The organism is Verrucosispora sp. WMMD703, assembly GCF_049178935.1.
GTDB lineage: Bacteria > Actinomycetota > Actinomycetes > Mycobacteriales > Micromonosporaceae > Micromonospora > Micromonospora sediminimaris.
Genome location: NZ_JBMHMM010000004.1, coordinates 5,786,154 through 5,800,521, shown reverse-complemented (window position 1 = coordinate 5,800,521; position 14,368 = coordinate 5,786,154). Strand labels below are relative to the sequence as shown.

The window sequence follows — 14,368 nt, the reverse complement described above, 5'->3', positions numbered from 1 at the left end:
CGGCGTAAGCTGGCTCGTCGTGAGTCTCACCATCGGCATCGTCGGCCTGCCCAACGTCGGCAAGAGCACCCTGTTCAACGCGTTGACCAAGAACGACGTGCTCGCCGCGAACTACCCGTTCGCGACCATCGAGCCCAACGTCGGTGTGGTCGGGCTGCCGGACGAGCGGCTGCACAAGCTCGCCGAGATCTTCAGCTCGCAGAAGGTGATCCCCGCGCCGGTGTCGTTCGTCGACATCGCCGGCCTGGTGCGCGGCGCCTCGAAGGGCCAGGGGCGGGGCAACGCCTTCCTGGCCAACATCCGGGACGCCTCGGCGATCTGTCAGGTGGTGCGGGCATTCTCCGACCCGAACGTGGTGCACGTCGACGGCAAGGTCTCACCGGCCGACGACATCGAGACGATCAACACCGAGCTGATCCTGGCCGACCTCCAGACGCTGGAGAAGGCGCTGCCCCGGCTGGAGAAGGAGGCCAAGCTCCGCAAGGATCGGGCCGCCGCGGTGGAGGCCGCCCGCCGGGCCGTCGACGTCCTGGACGGCGGCACCACCCTCTACGCGGGTGCGGCGGCAGCCAACATCGAGCTGGAGCACCTGCGTGAGCTGCACCTGCTCACCACCAAGCCGTTCCTCTACGTCTTCAACGTCGATGAGGCCGAGCTGAACAATGCCGAGTTCCTCGACGAACTTCGGGCGCTGGTGGCACCCGCCGAGGCCGTCTTCATGGACGCCAAGATCGAATCCGAGCTGGTGGACCTGCCCGAGGAGGAGGCACGGGAACTGCTGGAGTCGATCGGGCAGGCCGAGCCGGGGCTGGACCAACTCGTCCGGGTGGGGTTCCGCACGCTCGGCCTCCAGACGTACCTCACCGCCGGCCCCAAGGAGGCGCGGGCCTGGACCGTGCCGATCGGCGCGACCGCTCCGGAGGCCGCCGGGGTGATCCACTCCGATTTCCAGCGCGGCTTCATCAAGGCCGAGGTGGTCTCCTACGCCGACCTGGTCGGGGCCGGTTCGATGGCTGCGGCGAAGGCGGCGGGCAAGGTCCGCATCGAGGGCAAGGAGTACGTCATGCAGGACGGCGACGTCGTCGAGTTCCGCTTCAACGTGTAGGCGGTGGCTGACGGAGTTGCCCGTCGCGGGGTACCTCCGAAGCGGACCGGAGGCGTCCTGCGCGGCGTAACCCGGATCGGGTAACGTGACGCGGTCATCGACGGATATCCACGGGGGTTTCCTTGACCACGCCTCGTTCTGCCCTGTGCGCTGTCAGCGCCGCACTGCTTGCGGCCGGTCTCGCCGCCGCGCCCGCCACTGCTGCTCCGGCCCAGCCGGCACCCGACTCGGCGAAGCTGGCGGCCGGCACCGAGCAGCTTCCGCCCACCGACGGTCGGCGCGGCTACCTGGTTGGTCAGGGCGAGGACGTGCCCGCCCTGATCGGCGTCACAAACAAGGGGGACGCACCTGTCGACGGCGTGGTCGTGCACATCCGGATCCTCAACGACCTGGACTTCACCAAGACGTACGAGAACTGCTGGTACGGCGTCGACAGCAACCAGGAGTCGGCCTGGTGCGAGTTCGATGTCGAGCTTGCCCCGGGCGCGAGCCTGGCGGCGCTGGGCGCCGGCATCTCCACCAAGCCGGACGCTCGCCCGGAGAACATCTCGTCGATCATCCACTTCTGGCGCAGCAAGGAGTACGTCGACCGGCTCGGCGGCATCCAGAAGCTGGCCGACGACTGGGCCGGGCAGGGCACCAGTGCCGTCCGGGGCACCGGTGGCCCCTTGACCCTGGCCGCCCCGTCGGCGCCACTGGTGGGTCTGGAGCCGCCGAACCCCCTCGGCTTCGTTGGCGTCGTACTCAAGACCGCCCCGACGCCGACCCCGACGGCCACGCCCACCGCGACCCCGACGGCCACGCCCACCGTGACTCCGACCGGCACGCCGACGGACGTCCCTCCGGCCAGCCCGGGTGCGCCCGGCGACGATGACGGTCAGGGCGGCGGGTTGCCGGTGACCGGCGCCCGGACCGCGACGGTGGCCGCCGTGGGGGCCCTGCTGCTGCTCCTCGGGGGTGCCGCCTACCTGATCGCCCGTCGCCGCCGTACCCGCTTCGTGGCGTAGGCCCGGCGCTGTTCGGGATTTGACGCCCTGCCGGTGCCGGTGTCAGCCGGCCCGCAGGGCGTCGTCGATACCGGTCTCCCGGTCGCCGAGATGCACCGGGTCGCGGCGGGAGAGCACGTCCAGCGCGGCCTTGAGGCCGGCACCGTACTCGCGGGCCGAGCTGATCCGCCAGGTGCGGTGGCTCAGCTCCCGCGCGGTCTCGTCGCCGACGCCGTTGGCGTCGATGCCGAGATGACGGCAGACCGTGACGGCACGGGCCAGGTGGAACTGCTGCGTCACCACCGTCGCCCGCTCCACCCCGAAGATCCGCTTCGCCCGGGCGCACGAGTCGTACGTGTCGAAGCCGGCGTGGTCGAGAACCACCTTGTCGGCCGGCACCCCCTGCTCGACCAGCCAGCGCTGCATCGCCTCGGGCTCGTTGTACTCGTGACGCATGTTGTCGCCGGAGACCAGGATCGCCTGCACCTTGCCGGTGGCGTACAGCTCGCGGGCGATCTCCAGCCGGGCGGCGAGGAACGGCGCCGGTGTGCCGTCGGGCTGGACCCGGGTGCCCAGCACCAGGGCGACCGGCGCCTCGGGCACCGTCGCGATCGGGTAGGTGCGCCCCTCGGCCCCGGAGCGAATCCAACTCGCGCTCGCCCACACGCCGGCCGTCAACAGCACGACACCGGACACGCCGGCCAGTACCGCCCGGCGCAGCCAACGCCCGCGGTGCCGGTCCCGGATCTGACGAAGTCTGGCCGGCAGCGAAGCACGGATCGGCATGTGGGCCAGTATTTCAGCCCGGTGCGAGCCGATCAGCGAGCCGGCGGTGCCGGGCAGGCGCGATGGTGCGGGCACGACGGGCGGAGCGCCGTCGTACCCGCGCCGTCAATTACCTGAGCCGGTACACGGAGATGTGCGAGGTGCTGTCCGGGCCGAAGGGCGACCGGTCCCAGTCGGCGTACCGCTCGGTGAGCCGGAGACCGGCCTGTTCCGCCAGCTCGTCGATCTGCTCCGGCCACAGGTAACGCATCGCGAACGGGTGCAGGTGCACCCCGGCGGAGTGGAACGTGATGGTCTGCCGGAGGAACGTCTGCGCCGCCCGGTCGTACTTGTGCAGACGGATGGTGGCCGACTCCTCGGTCACCTCCCGCATCTGGACCTGTTCGTCCCGGTCGAAGTCCGCCGGGTCGGGCACGAACGTCTCGATGACGAACGCGCCGCCGGGGGCCAGCACCCGCGCCACGTTTCGGAAGCAGTCCGCCTGCCGCTGCGCGCGTACCAGGTTGAACAGGGTGTTGTAGACCAGGTACGCCACGGTGTACGGGCCGGTCACCGGCACGTCCGCCATGTCGCCGATGGCCACGGGGATGGTGCCGCCACCAGGCTTGGCGCGCATCTTCGCGACCATTTCCGGCGACGCCTCTACCCCCTCCACCGCGATCCCGCGTTCGGCCAGGGGAAGGGCGACCCGACCGGTGCCGATGGCCAGTTCCAGCGCCGGGCCGCTGCCAGCCAGCTCGGCGAGGAACTCCACCGCCGGTGCCGGGTCGGGTAGGCCGCCCGGCAGGTCATAGGTGTCGGCCCAGAGCCGACCGAAGTGTCCCGGGTCGTCGAAGACCGACATCAGCGGCCTCCGTGGTTGCTACCGGCGCCGCACGGCGCCTTGTCCGTTGATTTCCACGTACGCACGAAGCCTCGATTCGATGGGGTTGACGGTGCCTACTCGCTGCCTGGGCGTCGCGGTGTGCCTCATGTCGTCGCTCCCTTCGTTCGGCTGGCTCGTGAGTCAATCGGCATTGGTGGCCGGCGGCAACTGGAATTCACCGGGCGCGCTGATCCGCTGCGCGACCCGGGAAGTTGGTCAGCTGATGTAGTGCAGGATCACGTTGTGCACGTGGTGGCTCTTCTGGTCGCCCCGGAACTCCACCTCGTAGGTGTGCGTACCGACGTGGATGGCGATCGCGCCGGTGGAGAAGAACGAACCGCCCCACGACTTGTTGCTGACCACGCTCACGCTGGTGATCTTCGAGTACGGGATGCTGGTGATCGCGTACTTCTTGCCGACGAACGAGCGGTCCTGGATGATGACGCGCCGGTCGGTCAGCCCGATGAAGCCGGTGCCGGTGCCGACGGCGTCGTAGACGGCGATGATCTGTTCACCGTCGAGCAGCCCGCTCTGGATCTGCTGGAACTGTTCCTTGCGGTCATAGGTCGCGTTGGCCATGGTGCCCACGGTAGGCAGCGTCCGCCAGCGGACGCACCGTCAGCCCTCGGTGACCGCGCGGTAGGCGTCCTCGATGCGGGCGGCCAGCAGGACCTCGCCCTCGGAGAGGGGCTCGCTGCCGTGCCCGACCCGGATCTGGGTGTGATCGGCGCGCCGGCGGATCTCGGGGCGCAGATGCAGCGCGTCGGCGACCACCTTCACCCGCTCGGTGAGCGCCGCGTGCTGCGTGTCGTCGATGACGAGAGTGCGCCGGATCTGCTCACCCTCACGCGTCCAACCGGACAGTAGGGTGAGGGCGTCGCTGAGGTAGTCGTGTTTCGTCCGACCGCCAAACAGCGCCCGCATCACCGCTCCTCCCAGGCTTCGTTGCCGGCTTGTGGCCAAATCGTCGCCGCCCCGTGTCTTTGTCGGTGCCTCTAGTCTTACGTCGCACGGAGGGTGTGTCCACGCCCACACTTCTGGGGATTCCTGGCCTGACGGACGACCAAGCTACCCAAACCGCCGATTGATCTGGCACTCTGGACGCCCGTGCGGACCGAACGGGCGAACGGCGGCGGACAAGCCGTACGGCGCGATCCGAAGGTGATCGTCGGCGCGGCCATCATCAGGGACGGGCGGGTGCTCGCCTGCGCCAGATCCGCCCCGCCCGAGGTGGCGGGCATGTGGGAGTTCCCCGGGGGCAAGGTGGAGCCGGGGGAGAGTGAGACGGCGGCGCTGGCCCGCGAGTGCGTCGAGGAACTGGCCGTACGCGTGGAGATCGGTGCGCGGGTCGGCCGTGACGTCCGGATGGCACACGGTCGTTCCGTCCTCAAGGTGTACGCCGCGCGCCTCCTGTACGACGACGAACCCCAGGCCCTCGAACACTCCGCCCTACGCTGGCTCTCCGCCACCGACCTGGACACCGTCACCTGGCTCCCCGCCGACGCCCCCATAGTCGCCGCCCTCCGCCCCCTCCTCCTACCCTCGCGATGATCAAGAGGTTCTGGTCTCGGAGAACGCTCTCCGGGGACCAGAACCTCTTGGTCAACAGGTTGGGGCGGGAATGGGGCGGGGGCCGCGGCGGATGCCGCGGCCCCCGGTGTCGCTCGGGTGGTTAGTGGTTGGGCTTGTCCTGGTCGGGGTGGGCGAAGTTCAGGTGCTCGGGGGGGAGCGGGAAGGTGACGTCGTCGCCGAACGGGCTGGGGGCGGCGGCGCGGTCGAAGGTGAGCTCCGTCAGGGGGAGCTTGCCGCTGGCGTCGACCGCCGGGGCGGTCGGGTGGGGCACCTCGCGGTGCCAGTTGACGCCCTGCTGAGCCTGCACCTCGGCCTGGGCGTCATGGGAGCCGCCGGCGTGTGAGTGCACACCGCCGCCCGCGGCGCTGGAGCGCACCGCGCCCGGGGAGTGTCCGCTGGTCACGCTGGTCTGAGGCACCTGACCCCTCCGGAAGATCTTGCTACCGAGCCACACAAGTGGATCGTACCTGCGGTCGACGACCCGTTCCTTCATGGGGATGATCCCGTTGTCGGTGATCTTGATGTGCTCGGGGCAGACCTCGGTGCAGCACTTGGTGATGTTGCAGAAGCCCAGGCCCTGCTCGGTCTGCGCGTAGTCCTTACGGTCGGTCCTGGTGTCCAGCGGATGCATGTCCAGCTCCGCGGCCCGGATGAAGTACCGGGGACCGGAGAACGCCTGCTTGTTCTCGTCGTGGTCCCGGATCACGTGGCAGACGTTCTGGCACAGGAAGCACTCGATGCACTTACGGAACTCCTGCGAGCGCTCCACGTCGACCTGCTGCATCCGGTAGTCGCCGGGGGCCAGATCGGGCGGTGGAGCGAAGGCGGGCGTCTCCCGCGCCTTCTCGTAGTTGAAGGACACGTCGGTGACCAGGTCCCGGATGATCGGGAACGTCCGCAACGGGGTCACCGTGATCGTCTCGTTCTCCTCGAACGTCGACATCCGGGTCATGCAGCCGAGCTTGGGCATCCCGTTGATCTCCATCGAGCAGGAGCCGCACTTGCCGGCCTTGCAGTTCCACCGGCAGGCCAGGTCGGGCGCGTCGGTGGCCTGCAACCGGTGGATCACGTCGAGGACCACCTCGCCCTCGTTGACCTCGACCGTGTAGTCCTGCAGGTCGCCGCCGTCGGCGTCACCCCGCCAGATCCGGAACTGGCGCTTCGTTCCCATCAGCGGTTCTCCTTCTCGGCGTCAGCGTCGGTGGCCGCAGCAGCGGCATCGGCGGCGACGAGGGCGTCGAACTCGGTGAGTTCCTCGTCGGTGAGGTACTTGGCCAACTCGGCGCGGTCGAACAGGCCGATCAACTCGGAGCGCATCTTCGGCAGCGGCTTGCGCTCCAGTCGGACGGCGTCGCCCACCAGCGAGCAGACCAGGTTGACCCGTCGCCACTGCGGATCCATGGTGGGGAAGTCCTCGCGGGTGTGGCCGCCGCGCGACTCGCGACGCTCCAGCGCCGCCTTCGCGGTGCACTCGGAGACGACAAGCATGTTGCGCAGGTCGAGCGCGAGATGCCAGCCCGGGTTGTACCGCCGGCCGCCCGCGGCGCTGACCTTCGCCACCCGTTCGCGCAACTCCGCCAGTCGGGCCAGCGCATCCTCCAGTTCGGCCTCCCGCCGGATGATGCCTACGAGATCCCCCATCACCGCCTGGAGGTCCTGCTGGAGGGTGTACGGGTTCTCGCCGGTGTCCCGCTGCAACGGCGCCAGGGCGGTCTCCACAGCCGTCTCCACAGCCGTCACCGCCACCCGGGGTCGGCCGGTCAGCTGGTCGACGTAGGTGGCCGCGTGCCCGCCCGCCCGCTTGCCGAAGACCAGCAGGTCGGACAGGGAGTTGCCGCCCAGTCGGTTGGAGCCGTGCATGCCGCCGGAGACCTCACCGGCGGCGAACAGCCCACGCACCGAGCCGTACGCGGCGCCGCTGTCCGGGTCGACCTCCACGCCACCCATCACGTAGTGACACGTCGGGCCGACCTCCATCGGCTCCTTGGTGATGTCGACGTCGGCCAGCCCCTTGAACTGGTGATGCATCGACGGCAGGCGACGACGGATCTCGTCGGCCGGCAGCCGGGAGGCGATGTCCAGGTAGACGCCGCCGGCCGGCGTACCCCGACCGGCCTTGACCTCGCTGTTGATCGCCCGGGCGACCTCGTCGCGGGGCAGCAGCTCCGGCGGACGCCGGTTGTTGTCCGGGTCGTCGTACCAGCGGTCCGCCTCCTCGGGCGTCTCCGCGTACTGCTTGCGGAAGACGTCCGGGACGTAGTCGAACATGAACCGCTTGCCCTCGGAGTTCTTCAGGATGCCACCGTCGCCGCGGACCGACTCGGTGACCAGGATGCCCTTGACCGACGGCGGCCAGACCATGCCGGTCGGGTGGAACTGGAGGAACTCCATGTTGATCAGAGTGGCTCCGGCGCGCAGCGCCAGCGCGTGACCGTCTCCGGTGTACTCCCAGGAGTTCGAGGTGACCTTGTAGGACCGGCCGACGCCACCGGTGGCGAGCACCACGGCGGGTGCCTCGAAGAGGACGAACTCGCCGGACTCCCGGTAGTAGCCGAAGGCGCCGGCGATCCGGTCCCCGTCCAGCAGCAGCTCGGTGATGGTGGTCTCGGAGAAGACCTTGATCCGGGCGTCGTACGAGCCGTGCTCGCGCTTGTCCTCCTGCTGCAACGAGACGATCTTCTGCTGGAGGGTGCGGATCAGCTCCAGGCCCGTCCGGTCGCCGACGTGGGCCAGTCGGGGGTACTCGTGGCCGCCGAAGTTGCGCTGCGAGATCTTGCCGTCCTTGGTGCGGTCGAACAGCGCGCCGTACGTCTCCAGCTCCCAGATCCGCTGCGGCGACTCCTTGGCGTGCAGCTCCGCCATCCGGAAGTTGTTGAGGAACTTGCCGCCGCGCATGGTGTCCCGGAAGTGCACCTGCCAGCTGTCCCGGCTGTTCACGTTCCCCATGGCCGCGGCGGCGCCGCCCTCGGCCATCACCGTGTGCGCCTTGCCGAACAGCGACTTGGAGATGATGGCGGTCTTCTTGCCGGCCAGCCGCGCCTCGATCGCCGCGCGCAGGCCGGCGCCGCCGGCCCCGATCACGACGACGTCGTAGTGGTGTCGTTCGATGCGAGTGGTAGTGGTCGTCATGTCAGGGGCCCTCAGTTGATGAACCGCAGATCGGAGATCCACTCAGCGGAGACGGCCATGACGTAGAAGTCGGTCAGGGCCAGTGTGCCGAGCGTGATCCAGGCGAGCTGCATGTGCCGGACGTTGAGCCAGGAGACGTAACCCCAGGCCCGGTAGCGGACGGGATGCTTGGAGAAGTTCTTCAGTCGCCCGCCGATGATGTGCCGGCAGGAGTGGCAGGAGATCGTGTACGCCCAGAGCATGACCACGTTGCCGAGCAGGATCAGGTTGCCCAGCCCGAAGCCGAAGCCCTCGGGGCTGTGGAAGGCCAGGATCGCGTCCCAGGTGTTGATCAACGAGATGATCGCGGCGAAGTAGAAGAAGTACCGGTGCGAGTTCTGCACGATCAGCGGGAACCGGGTCTCACCGCCGTAGGAGGCGTGACCGTCAGGCACCGCGCAGGCCGGCGGCGACAGCCAGAACGACCGGTAGTACGCCTTGCGGTAGTAGTAGCAGGTGAGCCGGAACAGCAGCAGGAACGGCAGGGTGAACGCGGCGTCCGGAATGATCCACCAACCGGGCAGGTACTGCCCGAAGTGGGAGGCCTCCGGTAGGCACCGGTCGGTCACGCACGGAGAGTAAAACGGGGTCAGGTAGTGGTAGTCCTCGACCCAGTAGAAGTCGTGCATGAAGACCCGGACCGTCGCGTACGCTACCCACGCACTGAGCCCGATTACCGTGATCAGCGGGGCAAACCACCAACGGTCCGTCCGCAACGTCTTCGCCGCGATGGCGGCGCGTGCGCGCACGCCTCGCGGTTTCGTTGCCGATGATGTCATTCGCGTCGTCTCCCTGACGGGGCCCTGTCACGGGCGGCGGAACACTTCCGGGCGGCACGCGGACGGGCGAACCCGCACCCGCCTGCCGCGTCATGCGCACACCAACGACCGCACCGGCGTACCGGAGCAGCTAAGTGACACACGTTACGCCGATCTAGGCGGGCCGTCCGCGCAAGGCAGTGTCCCGTGTGTCCCGCTCTTTGGAAAGCCTCTCTCCATGATCAATATTCGGGTGCCCGGAAAAGATCGACAAACGGTCAACCGGAGGTGCCGCCGGTGAAGTTCCACGAGGCCAGCCGCAGCGACGGCGCCGCCCACCAGGCACCGTCCGCGCGGTCCGGCAGGCGTACCGCGCGCCGACCCAGCTCCAGTACCGCACCGGGCGCGAGCGCCCGCGGGTACGACTCGGTGAAGCGCAGGTCGCGGACCGCTCGGGTGACCCGACCGTCCTCGACCAGCCACAACCCGTTGCGGGTCAGGCCGGTGACGACCAGACTCAGCGGATCCAGGACCCGGGTGTACCAGAGGTCGCTGACCAGCAGGCCGCGCTCCATCCGGGAGACCAGGGCGGCGGTGTCCGGATCCCCGATCGCGCCGTCCACTGCCGGGCCGCCGACCCCGTGACCGCCAGCCACGAAAACGCCCGTCGGGTCGGCTGCGCCCGCCGTGCCGGCAGGGGCCAGGCGTAGGTTGCGGGGGATCGGGCCGAAGGTGGCGCTGCCGGCCCAGGCGTGCCCGGTCGAGGCGACACCCAGCTCTGCGGCGCTGCGCCGATCGTGGACCACGGCGCTCGTGGTGCCGGCGTCCACCAGGGTCAGTGCCCGGCTCGGCGTACCTTCCAGGTCGAACGGGAGCCCCGAGGCCGCGAGTGGATCGTCGACCAGGGTCACCGCCCGATCGAACTGAGCCGTGCCGGGTACGGCGAACGACTGACGTTCGGCGTACCGCCGGCCGTTGAAGCCGTACCAGGCCAGGTTCGAAAGCAGGTCCGCGACGGCTGGCGGCTCCAACACCACCGGATAGCGCCCGGGCGACAGCTCGACCGGTTGGGCCGCTGCTCGCGCCTTCGCGGCGGCCCGCCGCCCCAGGTCGGTGCCGTCGAGGTCGGCGACCCGGTCGACGTGCTGTCGGGCCGTGCCGTCCGCGCCGTCGGCCCGGGCGATGCCGTCCATCGCCGCATCTGCCGCCTGCCCCTGTGCGAAGTGGCCGGCCGAGTTCGCGAACGCCGCCACGCGGTAACCGGTGCGGCAGTAGCCCGCGGTCACCAACCCGCCGGCCGCGTCGACGAACGCCCGGACCAGGGCGGCCCGTTGGTCCGGGCCGGCGTGTGCCGTGGCCGGATCCCACCCCGGCGAGGGCGCCACCGGTGCCGCGGGCGCGAGCCCCGGCCAGGCCGGATCCGGTGGAGTGAACCGGGCCGCCGCCAGCACCCGCTCCACCAGCGTGCGTAACCCGTCGGTGGTGACCGCGTTTCCGCTGCCGGCGGCGGTACGCCCGGCCAGGTGGACCCGCAGGCGGACGTCCACGGAGGACGCGGCCACGTTCTGGTGGATCGCCGAGTTGGCGAATCTGGTCAACGCCGACTCGGCCCGGGTCACCGTCACCTCCGCCTGCGCGGCCGGCCCGGCCAGTCGGGCGACCAGGTCCACCACGCGGCCGGCGACGTCCAACTCGGTGTCGCCGGCCGGCACGGGGGTGCCACTCACGCCGCCTCCCGGTGGTCGGCGACGACGTACGGCGTCACCACGGCGTGTCGACGGGTGGCCCGCTCATGTTCGGTCACGCGCGTACCCCCACCCGGACGTTGCGGAAGCGGGCCGGTGCCGACGGGTGCCCGGTGTGCCCGATCTGGCCGGGCTGGCCCTTGCCGCAGTTCGGGGTGCCCCACGGCACCGTCTCCGAGGAGAGCATGTCCATCGAACGCCAGAACAGCGGACCGATACCGGTGTACGTCGGGTTGCGCAGCATCCGTCCGCGCCGGCCGTTGCGGATCTCCCAGCCGATCTCGCAGCCGAACTGGAAGTTCAGCCGCTTGTCGTCGATGGACCAGGAACGGTTGACGTCCATCAGCACCCCCTCGTCGGTGGCGGCGACGATCTCCTCCAGGGTGTGCGGGCCCGGTTCCAGGCCCACGTTTGTCATCCGTACCATCGGCAGTCGCGCCCACCCGTCGGCGCGTACGCTGCCGCCGTGATCGAGGCCCGCGACGGCGGCCGAGTCCCGGCCCGCCAGCACGCCCACCCAGCGGCCGTCCCGCACCGCGTCGCGCTTGACCGCCGGTGAGCCCTCGTCGTCGTAGCCGAAACTGCCCAGGGCGCCGGGGATGGTCGGGTCGATGGTGATGCTCATCAGCTCGGAGCCGTACCGCAGCGAACCGAGCTGCGCGAGATCCAGCCATGAGGTGCCGGCGAAGGCCGCCTCCCAGCCGAGGATCCGGTCCAACTCGATGGCGTGCCCGACCGACTCGTGGATCTGCAGGGCCAACTGCTCGCCGCCGAGGATCAGATCGGTCTCGCCGCTGGGGCAGAGCGGTGCGGTCAGCAGTGCCCGCGACTCCTCGGCGATCCGTGCCGCGTGTGCGGTCAGCTCCAGCGAGTCGACGAGCTCCCAGCCGGTGGTGCCGTACTGGCCGCGGTAGCTCGGCCAGGACCGGCGTTGGGTCTCACCGGCGCCGACGGAAGTGGCCGAGATGCCACCGCCGCACTCGCGGATGCGCTGGTCGATGCGGTGCCCCTCGCTGGAGACGAACCACTTGGCGGTGTCCCAGATCTGGTAGAGCCCCTCGGCGAGGTCGGCACCGTGCTCGGTCATGGTGCGGGTGGCGGCCACCAGCAGGTCGCCCTTGACGGCGAGGGAGACGCCGAGCGGGTCGACCTCGCAGGGCGAGGACCAGCTCGCCGTGACCGGGGTGGACGCGACCAGGTCGACGGGTGGGCCGGAGACCAGCGCACTGACCGCCGCGGTCCGCGCGGCCCGGTGGCCGGCGTCGCGGGCGGCCAGGTCGGACAGCTCCGGCACGGCGTGGAAGCCCCAACTCGAACCCACCAACGCGCGTACGCCCAGACCGACGCTCTCGTCCTGGTCGAGCGACTCGATGTCGCCGTTGCGGGCGGTCATCGACTCGTAGCGCCGGTGCATCACCCGAACGTCGGCGTACCGGGCACCAGCGTCCAGCGCCGCCTGCACCGCCGCCTCGGCCACCTCGAATTCGCTCACGGCGACGCCTCATCGTGCGCGTTCACGAGACGCGTTGCCCCGGTGTCCATGCGGTCGCTCATGGCCCGACCCTAGGCGACCCGACCGACAACCGTCAGGGAAGCAGGTCCTCAGGCCGGATGGTCGCTTTGACTGGTTCGGTGAGCACCAGAACCTGGCCCGGCTCGGTCGCACTCTCCACCACGTAGTGCCGACCGCGTTTGCGGTAAAGGTGGAGAGCGCCGCTCGCCTGCTCGATGAGCAGGTACCACTCGATGCCCGCGGCGGCGTAGTAGTGCATCTTGAGCACCTTGTCGGTGGCCGCGTTGCTCGGCGAGATGATCTCGCAGACGAGATGGACGTCGACGGCCTCCACGTTTGGCGCGTCGAAGTCGATCGGGCCGGTGATGACCAGGTCGGGAATGGGGATGCGGCCGGGTCGGAGCCGGACGTTCACCCCCTCCAGAACGTGCAGTCCGGCCTCCCTGGCCGGGCCGCGCAGTGTCGCGTGCAGCTCACCGGAAATGTTCTGGTGGCGTGGGGTGGGGGCTGGGGTCACGTGCAGGCTCCCGTCGAAGAGTTCGACGCGCTGGGAGGTCTCGCCGAGGGCGAGGTACTCCTCCTCGGTCCACGGGCCCTCGTGGTCGAACACCGCCACGGTCATGGTCACCTCCGCTCGTCTCGCCGGGATCCTGCCTGCCGGGCTGCCCCCCATGGTCGCACCTTCCGTGCGACCAGCGCGGCAGTCGGTGGTGACCGGCAGTGGTGCGGTGGGGGACGGTTCGTGGGATCCTTTCGGGACGACGGGGGTGGTAGCTAATTTCGGCTGCATGAAGCGGTGGTAGTTCCCTTCGTCGTGGGCGGAGGGAGGCGATCGTGGACCCCTACCTGCGAGTGACCGACCTGCGGGTGGACTTCACCAGCACCGACGGCATGGTGCGCGCGGTCGACGGGGTCTCGTTCACCGTCGAGCGCGGCCGCACCCTTTGCGTGGTCGGCGAGTCCGGGGCGGGCAAGAGTTCCCTCGCGCTGGCCCTTCTCGGCCTGCACGACCCGCGTCGGGCCACCGTGGCCGGTGAGATCACCGTCGCTGGGCACGGGCTGGTCGGTCGACCGGAGGCCGCGCTTCGCCGGCTGCGTGGCCGGGACGTGGCGATGATCTTCCAGGATCCGCTCTCGGCGCTGCACCCGTACCATCCGGTCGGCCGGCAGATCGCCGAGGCGTACCGGGTGCACCACCGGCGGGCCGGGCGCGCCGAGACGCGTCGGCGGGTGGTCGAGATGCTGGACCGGGTCGGCATCTCGCAGCCGGACCGGCGGTACGACCAGTACCCGCACGAGCTCTCCGGCGGTCTGCGCCAGCGGGCGATGATCGCCATGGCGCTGGTGAACGATCCCGCCCTACTGATCGCCGACGAGCCGACGGCCGCGCTGGACGTCACCGTGCAGGCGCAGATCCTGGAGCTGCTTACCGACGTGCAGGCCGAGTACGGCACCGCGATCGTCCTGATCACGCACGACCTCGGCGTGGTCGGTCAGGTCGCCGACGACGTGCTGGTGATGTACGCCGGCCGGGTGATGGAGCGGGGCCACGCCGGGCAGGTGCTGCGGACGCCACAGCATCCGTACACCTGGGGTCTGCTCGCCAGCGTGCCGTCGTTGCGGGGTGACCCCGAGGCCGACCTCAGGCCGATACCGGGGCTGCCGCCGAACCTGCTCGACCTGCCGGACGGTTGCGTTTTCCACCCGCGTTGCCGGCACACCGAACCCGTCGGTCACCGGTGCCGCACCGAGCCACCCCAGCTGCGTGCCGTCGGGACGGGCGGGCACCGGCTGGCGTGCCATCTCCCGACTCGGGAACGCATCCGACGCCAGGCCGAGGAGACCACCCGGGTGGGGGTGGCGCGGTGAC

At 70.0% G+C, this 14,368-nt stretch carries 14 protein-coding genes; 4 read left to right on the top strand and 10 right to left on the bottom strand.

The features are described 5' to 3' along the window. The first annotated feature begins 19 nt into the window (after positions 1-19). Complete coding sequence (gene ychF, locus ACN26Z_RS26905) at positions 20-1,105, top strand: redox-regulated ATPase YchF (protein ID WP_093405060.1); 1,086 nt, start codon at positions 20-22, stop codon at positions 1,103-1,105. Between the two features lie 122 nt (positions 1,106-1,227). Then, positions 1,228-2,112: an LPXTG cell wall anchor domain-containing protein gene (locus ACN26Z_RS26900; RefSeq protein ID WP_421463932.1), complete on the top strand. Its 885-nt coding sequence runs from the start codon at positions 1,228-1,230 to the stop codon at positions 2,110-2,112. A gap of 42 nt (positions 2,113-2,154) precedes the next feature. Here the strand turns inward: ACN26Z_RS26900 and ACN26Z_RS26895 are convergent, their stop codons facing one another. The 4 genes from ACN26Z_RS26895 to ACN26Z_RS26880 form a co-directional block, all read right to left on the bottom strand. Then, positions 2,155-2,877, bottom strand: a complete 723-nt coding sequence (locus ACN26Z_RS26895; RefSeq protein ID WP_093405062.1) for a SanA/YdcF family protein — start codon at positions 2,875-2,877, stop codon at positions 2,155-2,157. 109 nt (positions 2,878-2,986) lie between these two features. Beyond that, positions 2,987-3,721: a class I SAM-dependent methyltransferase gene (locus ACN26Z_RS26890; RefSeq protein ID WP_421463930.1), complete on the bottom strand. Its 735-nt coding sequence runs from the start codon at positions 3,719-3,721 to the stop codon at positions 2,987-2,989. Positions 3,722-3,958: 237 nt separating this feature from the next. Further along, the gene (locus tag ACN26Z_RS26885; RefSeq protein WP_093405480.1) at positions 3,959-4,321 is read right to left on the bottom strand and encodes a PH domain-containing protein; all 363 of its coding nucleotides are present in this window, start codon (positions 4,319-4,321) and stop codon (positions 3,959-3,961) included. A 39-nt stretch (positions 4,322-4,360) separates the two neighbouring features. After that, positions 4,361-4,666, bottom strand: a complete 306-nt coding sequence (locus ACN26Z_RS26880) for a 4a-hydroxytetrahydrobiopterin dehydratase (protein WP_093405066.1) — start codon at positions 4,664-4,666, stop codon at positions 4,361-4,363. Positions 4,667-4,849: 183 nt separating this feature from the next. On the opposite strand from ACN26Z_RS26880, the gene ACN26Z_RS26875 reads away from it, so the two are divergent. Next, positions 4,850-5,293 (top strand): (deoxy)nucleoside triphosphate pyrophosphohydrolase, encoded by a 444-nt coding sequence (locus tag ACN26Z_RS26875; RefSeq protein ID WP_093405068.1) that lies wholly within the window; start codon positions 4,850-4,852, stop codon positions 5,291-5,293. A gap of 121 nt (positions 5,294-5,414) precedes the next feature. On the opposite strand, the gene ACN26Z_RS26870 is transcribed toward ACN26Z_RS26875, so the two are convergent. The 6 genes from ACN26Z_RS26870 to ACN26Z_RS26845 form a co-directional block, all read right to left on the bottom strand. After that, a complete protein-coding gene (locus ACN26Z_RS26870) occupies positions 5,415-6,485 on the bottom strand; it encodes a succinate dehydrogenase/fumarate reductase iron-sulfur subunit (RefSeq protein ID WP_093405069.1) in 1,071 nt (356 codons plus the stop codon). Further along, positions 6,485-8,443, bottom strand: a complete 1,959-nt coding sequence (locus tag ACN26Z_RS26865) for a fumarate reductase/succinate dehydrogenase flavoprotein subunit (protein WP_093405072.1) — start codon at positions 8,441-8,443, stop codon at positions 6,485-6,487. The genes ACN26Z_RS26870 and ACN26Z_RS26865 overlap by 1 nt, the downstream gene beginning before the upstream one ends. A gap of 11 nt (positions 8,444-8,454) precedes the next feature. Beyond that, positions 8,455-9,261 carry a hypothetical protein gene (locus tag ACN26Z_RS26860; RefSeq protein WP_093405074.1) on the bottom strand — a complete coding sequence of 269 codons (807 nt, stop codon included), beginning with the start codon at positions 9,259-9,261 and terminating at the stop codon, positions 8,455-8,457. A gap of 257 nt (positions 9,262-9,518) precedes the next feature. Then, positions 9,519-10,967, bottom strand: coding sequence for a TldD/PmbA family protein (locus ACN26Z_RS26855; RefSeq protein WP_421463926.1), 1,449 nt, complete (start codon positions 10,965-10,967; stop codon positions 9,519-9,521). Between the two features lie 73 nt (positions 10,968-11,040). Continuing rightward, the gene (locus ACN26Z_RS26850; protein ID WP_093405079.1) at positions 11,041-12,477 is read right to left on the bottom strand and encodes a TldD/PmbA family protein; all 1,437 of its coding nucleotides are present in this window, start codon (positions 12,475-12,477) and stop codon (positions 11,041-11,043) included. A gap of 94 nt (positions 12,478-12,571) precedes the next feature. Next, positions 12,572-13,120 (bottom strand): Uma2 family endonuclease, encoded by a 549-nt coding sequence (locus ACN26Z_RS26845; protein WP_093405081.1) that lies wholly within the window; start codon positions 13,118-13,120, stop codon positions 12,572-12,574. A 269-nt stretch (positions 13,121-13,389) separates the two neighbouring features. Here ACN26Z_RS26845 and ACN26Z_RS26840 point away from each other — a divergent pair, with 269 nt between their 5' ends. After that, positions 13,390-14,367 (top strand): ABC transporter ATP-binding protein, encoded by a 978-nt coding sequence (locus tag ACN26Z_RS26840; RefSeq protein ID WP_093405483.1) that lies wholly within the window; start codon positions 13,390-13,392, stop codon positions 14,365-14,367. Position 14,368: the final 1 nt, after the last annotated feature.